Raw genomic sequence first — 16,153 nt, 5'->3', positions numbered from 1 at the left:
GCCGCCGTTCCCGCGCCCGGCCCGCTCCTCGATGATCACTCGCCGGCCTGCGGGACCTCGTCGCTCCCGGGCACCCGCCGGACCTCGACCTTGGCCCCCCGTGCCGCCGGAACCCGCTTGGCCCACTCGACCGCCTCCTGCTTCGAGGCGACGTCGAGCAGGAAGAAGCCGCCGAACAGCTCCTTGGTCTCGCCGTAGGGCCCGTCCGTGACCACCGGGGCCTCGCCGCTGAAGTCGACCACGACGCCCTGGCCCGGGTCGTCCAGCCCTTCCGCCGCCAGCAGCACGCCGGCCTTGACCATCTCCTCGATGAACCGGTGGGTCCTGGCCATCATCTCCTCGATGCCGGCCATCATGGCCGCGTTCGACTCGTCGGTGCCCCGCATGATCAGCAGGTACTTCGGCATCGTGTTCTCCTCGTCCGGCGGGGCCGTCCCTCGGCCCGCGCACCCACTTGTCGAACGAGCGGCCCGCGGATCGACACGGCTCAGTGACTTCTTCTCGCGAAGGCCGGTCCGCGTGACGGGCCGCCACCTAGGCAGGCGGTTCGACGACCACCGCCAGCATGCGGGTGATCTGAGCCGCCAGCAGGTCGGGATCGGCCTCGCGCAGCGCCGGGGTGCCGATGAGCCGGCGCATCAGCCAGGTACCCGCCAGGAGGGCGAGCCCCAGCTCGGCGCGTTCCCCGGCTTGGGGACCGTCCAGGGCGGCGGTGAACCGGGCGCCCACGTGCCTGGCGATGCCGGCGCGGATGACTTCCGCCGCTCTCGGGTTGGCCGCGGACTTGAGCATCAGCTCGAACGGCCCGAGATGGTCCGCATCGAGGGCGGTGCGGGCCACCAGGGCACGGGCGGTCTCGGCCGCCAGATCGCCCGGATCGGGCGGGACCATCGTGGGCTCCGCGAAGCAGACGTCCACCACCTCGGTGAACAGCCCCTCCTTGGAGCCGAAATAGCGGTTGACGAGCATCGCGGTCACTCCCGCGTCCGCGGCGATGTCGCGGACGCCCACGCCGTCGTAGCCGTGCCGGGTGAAGGCCGTGATCGCCGAGGTCAGGATGGCCTGCCGGGTGGCCGCGGCATTGCGCGGCCGGGCGGTGAGGCGCGTCATGAAGGCAAGTCTACAGGTGTTAACTTGAGGTGCTAGTCTACGAGTGTAGACAAAGTGTGACTCGAAGGAATCCTGATGAATCTGCAGCTCAACGGACGTCGCGCGCTGATCACCGGGTCGACGTCCGGGCTCGGTGAGGCCACGGCCCGGCTCCTCGCCCGGGAAGGCGCCGCCGTCGTGATCCACGGCCGCAGCGCCGAGCGGGCCCAGGCCGTCGCCGACTCCATCACCAGCGACGGCGGCAACGCCTCGATCGCGGTGGGCGACCTGGCCACCGACGCCGGCGCGGACGCGACGGCCGGGGCCGCGCTGGCCGGCGGCGCCATCGACGTCCTGGTCAACAACGCCGGCGCCTACGAGCACCTGAGCTGGACCGACGCCACTCCGGACATCTGGCAGGACACCTACAACATCAACGTCGTGTCCGGCGTGCGGATGATCCAGCGCCTCGTCCCCCTCATGCGGGAACGCGACTACGGGCGGGTGATCACCATCGGCGGCGGCCTGGCCACCCAGCCGTTCAGCGGCCACCCGCACTACAACGCCTCGCTCGCGGCCCGGCACAACCTGGCCGTCTCGCTCGCCCGCGAGCTGGCCGGCACCCGCGTCACCTCCAACGTCGTGGCGCCCGGCGCGATCCTCGTCCCGGCCGTGCGGGACTTCCTGGTCAAGCTGTCGCCCGGCCGCGGCTGGGGTGAGACCTGGGAAGAGATCGAGTACAACTCGGTCCGCGAGATCGTGCCCAACGATCGGGTGCGTTACGGCAGGCCGGACGAGATCGCGGGGGCCGTCGCCTACCTGTGCGGCCCGTACGCCGAGTACATCAGCGGCGCGACGATCCGGGTCGACGGTGGCACGGTGCGGGGCGCCTTCTGAGAGAACGGTGCGCGGCGCCTTCTGAGACCACGGTGCGCGGGTGGCCGGTATGGACACCGGCCGGAGCGTCTGACAGGATCGCCGCCCGGCTCCGACCCGTGGCGGGGGGTGGTACCCGTGCTCCGACCGGTCGCCGTCGTGACGGCGCTCGCACTCGGCTCGGCGATCGTGCTCACGTCCGCCTACAAGGCGGCCGCGGGGTGGGAGGTGTGGGCGGCCCTCGCCCTGGCGCTCAGCGCCGCCTCCGGCGCCGTGTTCGCCCATGGTGTCCAGCGCTGGAGAGAGCTGGCGGCCGTGTGCCCCGTACGCGTCCGCGAGGTGGCCCGGCCGCTCGGCGCCCTGGTTCTGGTGGCCCTCCTGCTGGTCGTGCTCGCCCTGATCGTCTCCCCGGGCACGCGCGCGGGCTGGCGGGGCTGGGGGCTCTCGGTGATCGCGTGCTTGGGCGCCCTTCCGGTCACGATGACGATGTCGGGCATCCGCCGGTCGGCCGGGGCGCTGGACGGCGGGCCAGGCGCGCGGGTGGCCGCGCTGATCGCCTTCCGGCGGCTGCTGCGGCGGCTGCTGGGCGCGGTCGGCTCGCTGGTGGCCCTGGCGACGCTCGCGCTCGGCGCCTCTCCCGCCCCGTTGTCGTCGCGCGGGATCATCCTGATCTTCGGCGGCACCGGGTCGTTGCTGGTGGCCCTGGCGTACGGTCCGGCCCGCGCCGCGCTGCGCGAGGCCGGCCACCGCCTGTGCGACGAACTGGTGCCGCTCCGGGACGCCGACGACGCCGCGACGGTGCTCGGCCGGGCCGAGGAGCGCATGAAGCTGGAGCAGGTCCTGGAGGTCGACCACAACCTCATGACCGACCTGCAGACGGGCCTGGTGATCCTCGGGCCGCTCCTGTCCAGCGCGGCCGCCGCGTTCCTGCCCGGGTCGGCGGGGCCAGGATGATGAGGCGGTCAGCCCCGCCTCCATCACCAAGGCCATCGGCGCGCGCCGGACGGCGGTCCGCCGCCCGCGGCTGAATCCGGTTGCGGCGGGGCCGGCGGGCTTGGTGGGGTATCCGTATGGACGGTGCCACTGAGCAGGCGCGATGCGCGAGACCGGGAAGCGATCGGAAGATCGCGCGACAGCCGGCTCCATGGCACAGGCATGCGGTGCTCGCAGCTCTGATGCTGGCGGCCCTCACCTTCAACACCGCGGAGAACCTGCCGGTCGGCCTCCTGGAGCTCATCTCCGAAGACCTGCGGGTGTCCCTGTCGGCGGTCGGTCTCCTGGTCACCGGTTACGGCGTGACGGTGGCCGTCGCGTCCGTGCCGATCGCCCACGTCATGCGGGCCGTACCCCGGCGCCATGTGCTCACGGGACTGCTGGCCGCGCTCGTGGTGTCCAGCCTCGTGGCGGCGCTGGCCACCGCCTACTGGCAGCTCCTCCTGGCGCGGCTGCTGACCGCGCTCGCCCAGGCGCTGTTCTGGGCCGTGATGGGGCCGGTCGCGGTGGGCCTGTTCGCGCCCGAGGCCCGGGGGCGGGTGGTCGGGGCGCTGTCCGTCGCCGGCTCGCTCGCCCTCGTGCTCGGTGTTCCCGCCGGCACCTGGCTGGGCCGGCAGAGCCACTGGCAGGTGCCCATCGCCCTGCTGGCGGCTCTGGGGCTCGTCTGCCTGGTGACGATCGCCGTTCTGCTGCCGACGTCGCGCCCGGAAGAGGAGCCCGCCGCCTACGCGACCAGCCCCGACGCGCGGCGGTTCGGGACGGTGCTGGCGGCCGGAGCCTTGTCCGCCACCGGGGCGTTCACGGGATACACCTACATCGTCATCTTCCTGGGCGAGGTGAGCGGGTTCTCCCCGGGCACGGTCAGCGTCCTGTTCGTGGGGTTCGGCGTCGCGTGCCTGGCCGGGGTGAGCGTCACCGGGGCGTTCCTGGACCGCTTTCCGCAGCCCGCGCTGGCTGCCGCCGTGGCCGCGCAGGCGGGAGGCATGCTCGGCCTGTACGCGTTCGGCGCTCATCAGCCGGCGGCGGTGGTGTTCCTGATGCTGATGGGCGGTGCGCTCGGGCCGGTGTTCATGGCCACGCAGAACGCGATGCTGCACTGCGCGCCGGGCCGCACCGACCTCGCCCTGGCGGCGAACTCCGGCGCCTACAACGCCGGCATCGCGGCGGGGGCCGCGATCGGGGCGCTGGTCCTGCCGCTCGCCGGGGTGCGGGGCGCGTTCCTCACCGGCGGGCTGCTGACCGTCGGCTCCTGCGCGGCCCTCCTCGGCGGCCGGCTGCTCCGTGGGCGCCGTCGTACAGGACGCGGGACGACCCGATGACGCCGGTTCAGGAGACGGCGCCTGCCCGGTGCGCGGGGGAGGCGCTCTCGCCGCGGTCGATGTGGTCGGCGTGGAAGAGGCCTTCGGTGAGCAGACGGCGCACGTGCTCGTCGGCGGCGCTGTAGTAGACGAAGGTGCCTTCCCTGCGGCCCTTGACCAGCCCGGCCAGCCGGAGCTTGGCCAGGTGCTGGCTGACCGCGCTGGGGGCGGCGTCGGCGAGCTCGGCCAGGCAGGCCACCGAAGACTCGCCCTGCAGCAGCGCCCACAGGATCTTGATGCGGGTCGGGTCGGACAGCAGCCGGAACGACTCGGCCGCCAGGTGCACCTGCTCCTCGTTGGGCATGTCGAAGTCGGGCAGCGACGTGTGCATGGACGCCAGCATACCTCCCAATCCTGCTACTTGCGTACCTGCATAGCTACGCATATACGCTGGCACGGTGATTGCTGATGTCAGGACGTCGCCCCCGGCCGCTCCACCCTCCCGCGCCGTGACGTGGTGGCGGACCGGAGCCGGATCCCTGCCCGAGGTCCGCTGGGCCCTCGCCGCCACCGCGCTGTTCGCCGCCGGCGGCATCGCCCAGCTCGCCGGGGCCCCTCCCTGGCTGTGGTGGACGCTGTACCTGGCCTGTTACGCCGCCGGCGGCTGGGAGCCCGGCCTGGCCGGGCTGCGGGCGCTGCGCGAGCGGACGCTGGACGTCGATCTGCTCATGGTGGTCGCCGCCATCGGCGCCGCCGCGATCGGGCAGGTCTTCGACGGCGCGCTGCTCATCGTCATCTTCGCCACCTCCGGCGCGCTGGAGGCCGTGGCGACCAAACGCACCGAGGACTCCGTCCGCGGCCTGCTCGACCTGGCCCCCGAGCAGGCCACCCGGCTGACGGAGACAGGCGCGGAGGAGGTCGTCGACACCGCCGCCCTGAACGTGGGCGAGCTCATCGTGGTGCGCCCCGGCGAGCGCATCGGCGCGGACGGCCGGGTCGAGACCGGCGCGAGCGACGTCGACCAGGCCACCATCACCGGCGAGAGCCTGCCGGTGGACAAACGGCCCGGGGACGAGGTGTTCGCCGGCACCCTCAACGGTGTCGGCGTGCTGCGGGTGCGCGTGACCCGGCCCGCGGCCGACACGGTGATCGCCCGCATCGTGGCCATGGCCGAGCAGGCCGGCGCCACCAAGGCCCGCACGCAGCTGTTCATCGAGAAGGTCGAGCAGCGCTACTCCGTCGCCATGGTCGCCGCGACGCTCGCCGTCTTCGCGCTGCCGCTGGCCTGGGGCGTGCCGCTGCAGGAGGCGCTGTTGCGGGCCATGACGTTCATGATCGTGGCCTCACCGTGCGCGGTGGTGCTGGCCACCATGCCGCCGCTGCTGGCCGCCATGGCCACCGCCGGGCGCAACGGCGTGCTGGTCAAGTCCGCCGTGGCGATGGAGCAGCTCGCCACCGTCACCCAGGTCGCCTTCGACAAGACCGGCACCCTCACCGAGGGCCGTCCCCATCTCGCCGAGCTCCGCCCGCTGCCCACCGCCGAGACCGGCGCCGATGCCCTGCTCGCGCTGGCCGCGGCGGCGGAGGAGGGCTCGGAACACCCGCTCGGGCAGGCCATCGTCCGAGCCGCTCGGGCCAGGGGGCTGACCTGGAGCGGCGCGGAGACGTTCGAGGCCGTGCCCGGTTCCGGCGTGCGGGCCCGCGCCGGCGGGCTGCTGGTCGAGATCGGCCGGCCCGCGGCGTCCCCGCCGCAGGACGGCGAGCCCGCCGCGGCGGTGGCCGAACTGGAGGAGGCCGGATACAGCACGGTGGTCATGCGGGTGGACGGCAAGCCCGTCGCGGTGCTCGCCCTGGCCGACCGCGTGCGGCCCGGCGCCGCCGCGGCCGTCGCCCACACCGTCGCGGTCACCGGGACCGCGCCGGTGCTGCTGACCGGCGACAACCCGCGGACCGCCGCCAGGGTGGCCGGTGCGGCCGGCCTGCGCGACGCCGATGTCCGCGCCGAGTTGCTGCCCGAGCACAAGGTCCAGGCCGTACGGCACCTTCAGGAACGCGGCGCGCGGGTGGCGCTGGTGGGCGACGGCGTCAACGACGCGCCCGCCCTGGCCACGGCCCACGTCGGCATCGCGATGGGCCGCACCGGCTCCGATCTCGCCCTGGACACCGCCGACGCGGTCATCACCCGGGACGAGCTGGCCGCCGTGCCCGCCGTGATCGCGCTGGCCCGCCGTGCCCGCCGCCTGATCGTGGCCAATCTCGTCATCGCGGCCACGTTCATCGCCGTGCTGGTGGCCTGGGACCTGCTGGGCGAGCTCCCGCTGCCGCTCGGCGTCGCCGGGCACGAGGGCTCCACCGTCATCGTCGGCCTCAACGGCCTGCGCCTGCTGCGCCAGGCCGCCTGGCGCCGGGCCGCCGCCTCGTAGCGATCGGCACTCGCGCTCTCTCGTCGTGCGCGGCGTCGGGTTGCGCGCGGGACCGAACCGGTCGAGGTCACGTCGCGTATCCCCATGTACGCGCGGGACCGAACCGGTCGAGGCCACGTCGCGTATCCCCATGTACGCGTGGGACCGACCGCAGGGCGGTCCGGCCGGAGGGAGGGCTCATCCGATGCACGAGAGCGGGCAGGTGCCGTCCCGGGTCGCCTGGCCGGCCCTCCGGGACGGGCGTGGCAGGCGCCTCTGCGCGGGCGCGGCGCTGATCGCCGCCGGGCTGGTGGCGCTGGCGATCGCGTCGGGCAGGGGAGCGGAGCCGGAGATCGCCGGGCTGCCGGACGCGGGGCCGTTGACCGCGTGGGGGCTGCCGCTGGTCCGGTTCTGCTACGACGTGTGCGCGGTCGGAACGGTGGGGACGCTGCTGGGAGCGGCCGTTCTCGCACCCGCCGGCTCGCCGGAGAGGGCCGCCTGCGTGCGCGCGGCGGGCCGCTGGGCGACGGGCTGGGCGGTCACCATCGTGCTGAGCTACCTGCTCACCGTGTCCGACGTGGTCGCGGTGCCCGTCGCGGACCTGCTCGCCTCTCCTGAGCTGCTCGGCGACGGCATGATGATCCTCCAGGCGCGCGTCCTGCCGCTGGTCCTGGCCGCGGTCGTGGTGGCCGCCGTGGTCATGCGGCTGCCGTGGCTGCCGAAGGCGATCCCGCTGGCCGTCGCCGTGTTCGCGATGTTGCCCGTCACCTACGTCGGGCACGCGGCCTCCGCCGCCGACCACGACATCGCGCTGTCCGGCCTGATGACGCACCTGATCACCATGTCGTTGTGGGTGGGCGGGCTGGGAGCGGTGCTGGCGCACTTCCGCCGCTCCGAGGACCTGCGGGTGGTGCTGCGCAGGTTCAGCACGATCGCCCTGTGCTGTTTCGCGGGGGTCGCCGTCTCGGGCGCCGCCGCCGCGTGGGTGCGGCTCGACGCCCCGTCGGACCTGTGGCGAAGCGAATACGGCTGGTTCCTGCTCGCCAAGACCGCCGCTCTCGGCGTCCTCGCCCTGTTCGGCCTGGCTCATCGTCGCCGCACGGTCGGGCACGTGGCCGACCGCGGCGTGCGGCACGTCTTCGTCCGGCTCGCGGTGGGCGAGCTGGTCGTCATGGGCGTGGCGATGGCGCTGGCCGTGGGGCTGTCCCGTACGCCGCCGCCGGCGCAGGGCGGCGGGCACGACGGCCTGCTGGAGTACGACCTGGCCCCTTTCACCCCCACCGCGCTGCTCACCGAGGCCCGCCCGGACCCGATGGTCCTCCTGGTGCTGGCTCTGCCTGCGGTCGGCTATCTGGTGGGGGTGCGCCGGGCCGGCTCCTGGCCACGCGGCCGTACGGTCGCCTGGTGCGCGGGCCTGGCGTTGATCGGGCTGGTCCTGCTCAGCGGCGTCGGAGGATACGCGCGGGCGATGTTGTCGATGCAGGCGCTGCAGCTGACCGTGCTCGCGGTCGCCGCCCCGCTGCTGCTGTGCCTGGGGGCGCCGCTCACGCTGCTCGCCCGGGCCACCGGCCGCTCCTCGCGGGACGGTGCTCCCGGCTCCCGGCTTCCGGTCTGGTGGCCGGCGCTCCTGCCGGTCGCCTACCTGATCGCCTTTCCGCTGCTGTATCGCACCGGGTGGCTGCAGTGGGCCCTGTTCCGGCACGTGCCGCACCTGCTCACCGGGGCGCTGTTCCTCGCCGGCGGGCTGGTGGTGTTCTGGATGCTGGCAGGCGTGGACCCGCTGCCGCGCCCGATCTCCCGGTCCGTCCGCGTCGCGCTGCTCGGCTCGGTAGTCATGGTGCAGCTGGCCATGAGCGTCTTCCTGCTGCTCGGGACGCCTGTGGCGGAGGACTGGTTCTCCGTGGTGGCACCGCCGGGGGCGCCTGATCTCCGTACCGACCAGCGGCTGGCCGGGGTCGTCTTCCTGCTGGCCGCCGCCTTCACGCTCGTGCCGCTGGCTCGCAGGGCCCCCGCAGCTCCCGGATGAGCTCGAGCACCTCGGCCCCGGCGTCCGCCACGGGTGGCCGGCGGGCTGTCTCGATCGCCTGACAGGAGCCGTCTATGACAGGTGCTCGCGGGCGAGCCGGTCGAACACCTCGCGCAGGTCGAGGTCGCGGGCGATGTCCAGCACGGCTCCGGCCATCACCGGCTCCGGCCCCCCACCGGCCAGGACGAGCCCGACCCGCGGCTCGCGGGCCGGGCGCTCCAGCCGGACCACGCGCATGCCCTCCGGGACGCCGAACATGTGCAGCCAGGCGTGCGCGATCACGCTGGACCAGCGGTGGGTCGCCACGTGCGCGAACAGCGCCGAGACGGTGTCGGTCTCGATCGCCGGTACGGCCACCGCCCCGGCCTGGCGGAAGTTGGCGTCCAGGATGCGGCGGTTGCGCATCTCGGGGGCGAGCAGGCACAGGGGCAGCGCCGCGACCTCCGCCCACCGCGCCACCCGCCGGCCGGCCAGCTCGCCGTCGGCGGGGGTGAGCAGCAGGTAGCGCTCCTCGTACAGCGGGATGGAGCGGACCTCGGCGAGGTCGTCCTCCTCGTCGTCGAGGTAGGTCATGGCCATGTCGATTTCGAAGTCGGCCAGTTGCCGCGCGATCTCCCGCGACGACAGAGACGTGAGCATCACCCGTACGTGCGGATTCTGCTCGCAGAACGGCGTGGTCAGCAGCGACGCGGCGGTCAGCGCGGTCGGGATCGCCCCCATCCGCAGCGTCCCCGACAGCCCCGCGCGCATTCGCGACAGGTCCTGACGCAGCGCCTCGGCGTCGGCCAGGATGCGGTGCGCCCACAACACCACCCGCTCGCCCTCCGGGGTGAGCCCGGCGAAGCGCTGCCCGCGCCGCACGAGGGGCACGTCCAGCTCGCGTTCGAGCTTGCGGATCGCCGCCGACAGCGACGGCTGGGAGACGTGGCAGGCCGCGGCGGCGCGCGCGAAGTGGCGCTCGCGGGCCAGGGCGACGAGGTATTCCAGCTGGCGGAACAGCACGCCACAGCATGCCCCGGCCACCCGCGTCACGTCCATCCCCAAGATCAGATGTGGAGGGGGCGTCGCCCGTTCAGGGTGCCGGCTCCGCCGGGCTCACCCGGGCGGCATGCGCGAGGCCGTCGCGTCCGGGCAGGCCGTCGGCGGGAGCGCGGGCGACGCCGCCGGCGAGCACCCGCCAGAGACCCGCCACCGCGAGCAGGGACGCCGCGCCCGCCGCGCCGACGACCAGGCCGGGCGCTGCCACCTCGCCCAGCGCCCCGCCGCCGGCCGCGAACAGCCCCTGCAACGTCATGGTCCCGGTCAGCGCCAGCCCGAAGGCCTGGCCTCGGCTCGCCTCCGGCACCGCCTCCAGGAAACGCCGGGCCAGCCCCAGCTGGTACGCGACCCCGAACCCGGACACGGCGAGGAGCAGCGCCGCGGTGACCGGGCCGGGCGAGAGCGCGAAGCCGAGCAGCGGCGCGCCGAGCAGCAGCGCCAGCGGCCCGGCCAGCCGTTCCCTCCGCCGCGGCCGGAGCAGGCGGCCGATCACGAGGTCGCCCGTGAGCATGCCGAGCGCCACGGCGGTGAACAGCAGCCCGGCCGAGCCCGGCTCGCCGATCCGGGCCGCGTACGGGACGAGCACGCCCTCGGCGCCGACCACGAGCGCGGGCGGCAGCCACTGGGCCAGCAGCAGCGAACGGATCGCCGGCCGGCGCAGCAGCTCGCGGTTGACGCGCCAGGTCTCGCGTACCGCGTATCCCGCGGCCGGGGCGCGGCGCGGCCGCCCGGACAGGCGCAGGCGCAGCAGCGCGGCGGACAGCAGGCAGCTCGCCACGGTGATCCAGAGCGCCCCGTACGGGCCGAGCGCCGCGATCAGCATCCCGCCCACGGCGAAGCCGAGCACCTGCGTGCCGCCGGCGGCCATGGAGAAGACGGCCCGGCCGAGCACGTACCGGTCGCCGTCGAGCAGTTCGGGCAGCAGCGCGCCGCGTGCCGCGGAGGCGACCGCGCCGGGGACGCCGGTGACGAACACCAGCACCAGCATCGCGGTGGGGGAGAGCAGCCCGGCGGCGAGCACGGCGGCGACCGCGGCGCGGACCAGGTCGTAGCCGGCCATCACGGCCCGCGGCGGCCACCGGTCGGCGTACGCCAGCAGCAGTGTGCCGCCGAGGGCGTACGGCAGGAAGCCGGCGACGTAGGCCAGCGCCGCCAGCAGGGACGAGCCGGTGCCGGCGTAGACGGTCACCGAGAGCGCGAGCATCTTCACCGTCTCGCCGCCGAGGAAGAGCGTGTAGCCGGTGAACAGCACGCGGAACTGGCCCACCGCGAACACCTCACGGTAGGTGGCCCGCGCCGGCGCGGCCTGGAGCGTCGTCATGCGGGCCAGTCTCGGGGCGGCGCGGGCGCGGGCGTTAGGCTTTCGCGTGGAGGCGAAAGATGCTTGCCGTCGAAGTCGGGCCGGTCGACGTGGCGCACACCCGCTACGCGATCTCGCCGCTGGGTGAGGCCATGAACGCGCTGCGGGTCGCGGCGGGCAAGCAGCCGGCCGGGCCGCTGCGGCCCTGGGCGGAGCGCATCGCGCCGCGGTACGAACAGTTGCTCCGCGAGAGGCCCGCGGTCAGGGCGCTGACCACGCTGTTGCGCCGCGGCGGCTACAACGCCGACTTCATCCACCCCCCGCCTCCGGGCGACGGCGGCGACTTCGCCGCCGAACTCGCCGCGGTGCGGGCGACCCCGGCGCCCCAGGTTCGCGCGGAGATCGCCCGCAACCTGGCCGGGCTGCGCACGCCGCCGCGCCACGTCCAGCAGATTTTGGCCGCCCCTGACGTGCTCTCCCGGCTTGCCGACGCGATCGAGGCGACGTGGCACGCGCTGGTCGAGCCCGACTGGCCGCGGCTGCGCACGGTGCTGGAACGCGACCTGGTGCACCGGGCCGGGCACCTGGCCATGTACGGCTGGGCCGCGGCGCTGTCCGACCTGGACCCGCGGGTGCGCTGGCGCTCGGAGGGAGCCGACGGCGTGATCGAGGTGCGCACCGGCCCCCGGGACGCGTGGGAGCGGCACCGGCTGGGCGGCAAGGGGCTGCTGCTGATGCCGACCGTCTTCGGCACCCTCATCAGCTACGTCGAGCCGCCGTGGCCGTACGCGCTGGTGTATCCGGCGCGGGGCGTCGCGCACCTGCTCGGGCCGCCGCCCGCGCAGGGCGGCGCGGCGGCGCTGGCGCGGCTGGTCGGCCCGCACCGCGCGCAGGTGCTGCGGGCGCTCGCGGTGCCGGCGACGACCACGCAGCTGGTCCGCCAGCTGGGGCTCAGCCTGGGCGCGGTGGGCGGCCACCTGGCCGTGCTGCGCGAGTGCGGCCTGGTGACGCGGACGCGGACCGGGCGGTCCGTACGCTACGAGCGCACTCCTCTGGGCGGGACCCTGGCCGGCGACTGAGCGCGGCATCTTGAGTGCCACCGGCGTTCAGGCGTGCGGCAGCCGGCCGGGTGCCGGCGGCGGCTCGTGGCCTGCGGCCCGGGCACGGTTGCCAATTCGGTGATGACCTTGGAGCATCTCCTCACCGACGCGTACGACGTTCCGGGAGGCCCCCTGTGATCACCGAGGATCTTTCCGAGCCGGAACGCGCCCTCTGGGAGGCGTTCCCCGCAGCGCGTCCGGTGGATGCTCCCGGCTCCTGCGTTCGGGCTGAGGTCGTCGCGGGGCTGCTGCTCGGCGCCCGGGAACGCCTCGCGGGGCAGACGCCCGGCCTGCGCCTGTCCGGCGCCCGGATCACCGGCCGGCTGGATCTGTCGTACGCCGAGGTCCAGGTCCCTCTGATCATGACCGGGTGCGATTTCGAGGAGGCGCCGGTCTTCACCGGAGCCCGCACCGGCCTGGTCGATCTCGCCGCGTCCCGGTTGCCCGGACTGCGGGCCGCGGACGCCGTGTTCGGCGGCGGCCTGCGCCTGGAGGGGTGCCTGATCGAGGGTCCGCTTCAGCTCGGCGGAGCGCACGTGTCGGGGAGGCTGGATCTCAGCGGTGCGGCGATTCACGCGGATCCGGCCGTCCAGGCCGACGGCTTGATCGTCGACCGTGATCTGCTGTGCGCGAACGCCGTCATCGACGGCGGGATGCGGGTCGCCGCTGCCAGGATCGGCGCGACGATGATCCTCGATGGCGCTCGGGTCGGACGCTCGGACAGCTACGGCCTCGCCGCCGACGGCATCGTCGTCGACGGCGGATTGTCGTGCGGCCACGGCTTCCGTTCCTACGGCGAGCTGAGCGTGCAGGACGCCCGGGTGGGGCACCGGTGTGCGTTCAGCGGGGCTCACCTGTCCAACCCCGGCGGCATCGCCCTGCACGCGGAGAGGCTCCACGTCGAGGGCGGGCTGCTCCTCAATGAGGGCTTCGCCGCCGAGGGAGAAGTCCTTCTGCGGGGAGCCCGCGTGAGCGGCGCGCTCTCGTTCGCCCACGCGGCCCTGGTCAATCCAGGGGGACGCGCTCTGAACGCGCCGCTGATGGAGATCGGCGGCGGGCTGCGGGCCACACCGGGCTTCACGGCGACCGGAGAGGTCTTCCTGGACTCGACGCAGGTCCGCGGATCGGTCAACGTCGACGGCGGGAAGCTGTCCAACCCGGGGGCGACAGCGCTCTCACTGCGGCGGCTGGGCGCCACCGGCAGGCTCAGTTGCGGCGAAGGCTTCAGCGCTGACGGGGAGGTCCTGCTCATCAACGCCAGAGTCGAGGGCAGCCTGGCGTTTCACGGTGCTGCCCTCAGCAATCCCGGTGCCCGGGCTCTGACCCTGTGGGAGGTGATCGTGGGCGGTGCCGTCGACTGCTGCGAAGGCTTCACCGCCACGGGAGCCCTCTCGATCAGAAATTCCCAGGTCTCCGCCACGCTGTGCCTGGCGGAGGCCACCATCGACGGCGACCTGCACCTACGTGGCGTCGAGGCGGCCTCGCTGAAGATCGGGCCGGAGACCGTGCTGCTGCGCGCCGTCGACCTTCGCCACACCCGGGTCGGCGTGCTCGACGACGTTCCCGGCCGATGGCCTGCTCAACTCCTGATAAACGGCTTCACCTACGACAGCCTGGAGGCTCCCCTGCCCGTCCGGGAGCGTCTCGACTGGCTGGCCAAGGAGCCCTACCACCCCCAACCGTACGAGCAACTGGCCACCGTGTACCGCCGGCATGGTGACGAGGAGGCCGCCAGGGACGTCCTGCTGGCCAAACAACGTCGCCGGCGCGCGGGGCAACGGCTCGGGCCGCGGCTGTGGGGATATCTGCAGGACTGGACCGTCGGGTACGGCTACCGTCCCTTCCGGGCCGCGCTCTGGCTCGCGGCCCTCCTCCTCATCGGCACGATCGTGTTCACCGTGCACCGGCCACCGGCCTTCAAACCAGCAGAGGCGCCCCCCTTCAACGCCTTCCTCTACACCCTGGACCTCCTCCTGCCGATCATCGGTTTCGGGCAGGAGACCGCCTTCGGCCCGCGCGGCGTACAACAGTGGCTCGCCGCCGCGCTGATCACTGCGGGGTGGACCCTGGCGACGACCATCCTGGCAGGCCTCACACGCGCGCTCTCCCGCCAATAGCCCGGAGCGCCGCGGCCTTCTGATCCGGTGGCCCTCCGGACGGGAACGAGGACGTGTCGCAGACGTACGAGCGCCGGGCCCGCTGACCGAGCCGCAGCACTCGATCAGCGGGCGGCCCCATCAGCCGTCGGCGATCAGTTCGCCGCAGACCGGTGCGGCCAACAGATCCTCCCACAGCGGCAGGTGCCCGGGGCCCGCCATGTGCGTTCACGCCGCCGCGAGGCCCGCGCCGGACGTCCGGCCGAGGCTCACGCGCAGGGCGCGGCGACGGCGCCGGACCGGGAGGCGCATGGCGCGATCTGTGGGAAGCGTGTCGTTGACGCCATCAGAGCGCGGGCTCCAACCTGAAGACGTGCACTCCCACCGCATCGCCTTCGTGATCTTCGATGGCTTCCAGTCGCTCGACCTCGTCGGCCCGCACGAGGTGTTCCAGCGGGCCGGCGGTTACGACTGCAGCGTCGTGGCCCCCCGGTCAGGGCCGGTCCACGCCGAGAGCGGGCTGCCGGTGCACGCCGGGTTCGGGGTGACGGCGCTGCGCCCGTCCGGCTTCGACACGCTGATCGTCGCCGGCGGGGCGGGCGTCTACACCGCCAGGCACGACCCGCGGCTGACCGGCTGGATCGCCGCCGCGGCCAGGGGAGCGCGGCGGGTCGCCTCCGTGTGCAGCGGCGCGTTCCTGCTGGCCGAGGCCGGCCTGCTGGACGGGCGTCGCGTCACCACCCACTGGGCCAGGGCGGAACGGCTCGCGCGGGAGTACCCCGCCGTCACCGTCCGACCCGATCCCATCTTCATCCGCGACGGCCGCTTCTGGTCCTCCGCGGGAGTCACCGCGGGCATGGATCTCGCGCTGGCCCTGGTGGAGGAGGACCAGGGGCAGCGGGCGGCGCTGGAGGTGGCCCGCCACCTGGTGCTGTTCCTGCGCAGGCCGGGCAACCAGTCCCAGTTCAGCGTGGGGTTGTGGTCGATGCAGCCGTCCTCCGACCCGATCCGCCGGGCCGTGGCGGCCGTCCACGCCGACCCCGGCGCCCGGCACGACGTCGCCGCCCTGGCCGCTCAGGCCGGGCTCAGCCCCCGCCACCTGCAGCGCCGCTTCACCACCGAGCTCGGCATCCCGCCCGCCGCCTACGTCGAGCGGGTCCGGGTGGAGGCGGCGCAGCGGGCCCTGGAGGACGGCGGCGACCCTCTCGAGGCCATCGCCCGCCGCTACGGCTTCGGCACCGCCGAGACCCTGCGCCGCAGCTTCCACCGCTGCCTGGGCGTCGCCCCCTCCGACTACCGCGACCGTTTCCGATCGACTACGGGAGAACACCTGTGACCACATACGGACTGCTGCTCTTCGACATCGCCGAGGAGCTCGACTTCGCCGGCCCCTGGGAGGTCTTCACCACCTCCTCCATCCTGCGCCGCGACGCCGACACCACGCTGCTCATCGCCGAGCACCCCGACCCCGTCCGCAGCAGTAAGGGCATGCACGTGGTACCCGACCGCACCCTGGGCGACCACCCCCCGCTGGACGTCCTGCTGGTGCCGGGCGGCCGCGGCGCACGCGAGATCGAGCCGCACAACCCCGCCGTCACCGGCTGGATCGCCAGGACCGCGGCGAACGCCTCCTGGGTCATGAGCGTGTGCACCGGCGCCTTCCTCCTGCACGCCGCCGGCCCCGCCCGCGGGCGCCGCGTGGCCACGCACCGCAACTACGAGGACGCCCTGCAGGCGCGCGGGGACGTCACCGTCGTCCGCGACGCCCGCTACGTCGTCGACGGCGACCTGATCACCACCCAGGGCGTCTCGGCCGGCATCGACGGCGCACTGTGGCTGATCGGCCACCTGCACGGACGCGACCACGCGCGGGCCGTACGCCGGGAGATCCAGTACGAGCCGGCCCCGCCCTACCTCGCCGACGAGCCCCTCTGA

14 protein-coding genes are annotated in these 16,153 nt (G+C 74.0%); 9 read left to right on the top strand and 5 right to left on the bottom strand.

Going from position 1 to position 16,153, the window contains the following annotated elements; translation table 11 throughout:
* Positions 1–35: 35 nt before the first annotated feature.
* Both HD597_RS24915 and HD597_RS24910 read right to left on the bottom strand, forming a co-directional pair.
* Complete coding sequence (locus HD597_RS24915) at positions 36–407, bottom strand: YciI family protein (RefSeq protein WP_253745121.1); 372 nt, start codon at positions 405–407, stop codon at positions 36–38.
* A 127-nt stretch (positions 408–534) separates the two neighbouring features.
* Entirely contained in the window at positions 535–1,110 is a 576-nt protein-coding gene (locus HD597_RS24910; RefSeq protein WP_253745120.1) for a TetR/AcrR family transcriptional regulator, read from the bottom strand.
* Positions 1,111–1,185: 75 nt separating this feature from the next.
* Here HD597_RS24910 and HD597_RS24905 point away from each other — a divergent pair, with 75 nt between their 5' ends.
* From HD597_RS24905 to HD597_RS24895, 3 genes are all read left to right on the top strand, one after another.
* Positions 1,186–1,986, top strand: coding sequence for an SDR family NAD(P)-dependent oxidoreductase (locus HD597_RS24905; RefSeq protein WP_253745119.1), 801 nt, complete (start codon positions 1,186–1,188; stop codon positions 1,984–1,986).
* Between the two features lie 117 nt (positions 1,987–2,103).
* Positions 2,104–2,919, top strand: a complete 816-nt coding sequence (locus HD597_RS24900; protein ID WP_253745118.1) for a hypothetical protein — start codon at positions 2,104–2,106, stop codon at positions 2,917–2,919.
* A 206-nt stretch (positions 2,920–3,125) separates the two neighbouring features.
* Positions 3,126–4,277 carry an MFS transporter gene (locus HD597_RS24895; RefSeq protein ID WP_253745117.1) on the top strand — a complete coding sequence of 384 codons (1,152 nt, stop codon included), beginning with the start codon at positions 3,126–3,128 and terminating at the stop codon, positions 4,275–4,277.
* 7 nt (positions 4,278–4,284) lie between these two features.
* Here HD597_RS24895 and HD597_RS24890 read toward each other — a convergent pair whose 3' ends face one another.
* On the bottom strand, positions 4,285–4,647 hold the full coding sequence (locus HD597_RS24890) for an ArsR/SmtB family transcription factor (RefSeq protein WP_253745116.1): 363 nt from the start codon (positions 4,645–4,647) through the stop codon (positions 4,285–4,287).
* 118 nt (positions 4,648–4,765) lie between these two features.
* Here HD597_RS24890 and HD597_RS24885 point away from each other — a divergent pair, with 118 nt between their 5' ends.
* Positions 4,766–6,679, top strand: a complete 1,914-nt coding sequence (locus HD597_RS24885; RefSeq protein WP_308210689.1) for a heavy metal translocating P-type ATPase — start codon at positions 4,766–4,768, stop codon at positions 6,677–6,679.
* Positions 6,680–6,863: 184 nt separating this feature from the next.
* Positions 6,864–8,684: a bifunctional copper resistance protein CopD/cytochrome c oxidase assembly protein gene (locus tag HD597_RS24880; protein WP_253745115.1), complete on the top strand. Its 1,821-nt coding sequence runs from the start codon at positions 6,864–6,866 to the stop codon at positions 8,682–8,684.
* A 72-nt stretch (positions 8,685–8,756) separates the two neighbouring features.
* On the opposite strand, the gene HD597_RS24875 is transcribed toward HD597_RS24880, so the two are convergent.
* Together HD597_RS24875 and HD597_RS24870 are read right to left on the bottom strand one after the other, a co-directional pair.
* On the bottom strand, positions 8,757–9,722 hold the full coding sequence (locus HD597_RS24875; RefSeq protein WP_253745114.1) for a LysR family transcriptional regulator: 966 nt from the start codon (positions 9,720–9,722) through the stop codon (positions 8,757–8,759).
* Positions 9,723–9,756: 34 nt separating this feature from the next.
* Positions 9,757–11,043 carry an MFS transporter gene (locus HD597_RS24870; protein WP_253745113.1) on the bottom strand — a complete coding sequence of 429 codons (1,287 nt, stop codon included), beginning with the start codon at positions 11,041–11,043 and terminating at the stop codon, positions 9,757–9,759.
* A 59-nt stretch (positions 11,044–11,102) separates the two neighbouring features.
* On the opposite strand from HD597_RS24870, the gene HD597_RS24865 reads away from it, so the two are divergent.
* From HD597_RS24865 to HD597_RS24850, 4 genes are all read left to right on the top strand, one after another.
* Positions 11,103–12,101: an ArsR/SmtB family transcription factor gene (locus tag HD597_RS24865; RefSeq protein ID WP_253745112.1), complete on the top strand. Its 999-nt coding sequence runs from the start codon at positions 11,103–11,105 to the stop codon at positions 12,099–12,101.
* 155 nt (positions 12,102–12,256) lie between these two features.
* Positions 12,257–14,239 (top strand): pentapeptide repeat-containing protein, encoded by a 1,983-nt coding sequence (locus HD597_RS24860; RefSeq protein ID WP_253745111.1) that lies wholly within the window; start codon positions 12,257–12,259, stop codon positions 14,237–14,239.
* A gap of 352 nt (positions 14,240–14,591) precedes the next feature.
* Complete coding sequence (locus tag HD597_RS24855; RefSeq protein ID WP_253745110.1) at positions 14,592–15,554, top strand: GlxA family transcriptional regulator; 963 nt, start codon at positions 14,592–14,594, stop codon at positions 15,552–15,554.
* A complete protein-coding gene (locus HD597_RS24850) occupies positions 15,551–16,153 on the top strand; it encodes a DJ-1/PfpI family protein (protein ID WP_253745109.1) in 603 nt (200 codons plus the stop codon). Before HD597_RS24855 ends, HD597_RS24850 begins: the two co-directional genes overlap by 4 nt.

Origin of the sequence: Nonomuraea thailandensis, from assembly GCF_024172165.1 — a bacterium.
In the GTDB taxonomy this organism is placed as follows: domain Bacteria; phylum Actinomycetota; class Actinomycetes; order Streptosporangiales; family Streptosporangiaceae; genus Nonomuraea; species Nonomuraea thailandensis.
The sequence above is the reverse complement of the archived record's forward strand: the minus strand, read 5'-3'. Positions and strand labels throughout refer to the sequence as shown.

Bases quoted from the DNA above. Each gene is read 5' to 3' on its own strand.
- HD597_RS24915 (WP_253745121.1), bottom strand. From the start codon at position 407: ATGCCGAAGTACCTGCTGATCATGCGGGGCACCGACGAGTCGAACGCG.
- HD597_RS24910 (WP_253745120.1), bottom strand. From the start codon at position 1,110: ATGACGCGCCTCACCGCCCGGCCGCGCAATGCCGCGGCCACCCGGCAG.
- HD597_RS24905 (WP_253745119.1), top strand. From the start codon at position 1,186: ATGAATCTGCAGCTCAACGGACGTCGCGCGCTGATCACCGGGTCGACG.
- HD597_RS24890 (WP_253745116.1), bottom strand. From the start codon at position 4,647: ATGCACACGTCGCTGCCCGACTTCGACATGCCCAACGAGGAGCAGGTG.
- HD597_RS24880 (WP_253745115.1), top strand. From the start codon at position 6,864: ATGCACGAGAGCGGGCAGGTGCCGTCCCGGGTCGCCTGGCCGGCCCTC.
- HD597_RS24875 (WP_253745114.1), bottom strand. From the start codon at position 9,722: ATGGACGTGACGCGGGTGGCCGGGGCATGCTGTGGCGTGCTGTTCCGC.
- HD597_RS24870 (WP_253745113.1), bottom strand. From the start codon at position 11,043: ATGACGACGCTCCAGGCCGCGCCGGCGCGGGCCACCTACCGTGAGGTG.
- HD597_RS24865 (WP_253745112.1), top strand. From the start codon at position 11,103: ATGCTTGCCGTCGAAGTCGGGCCGGTCGACGTGGCGCACACCCGCTAC.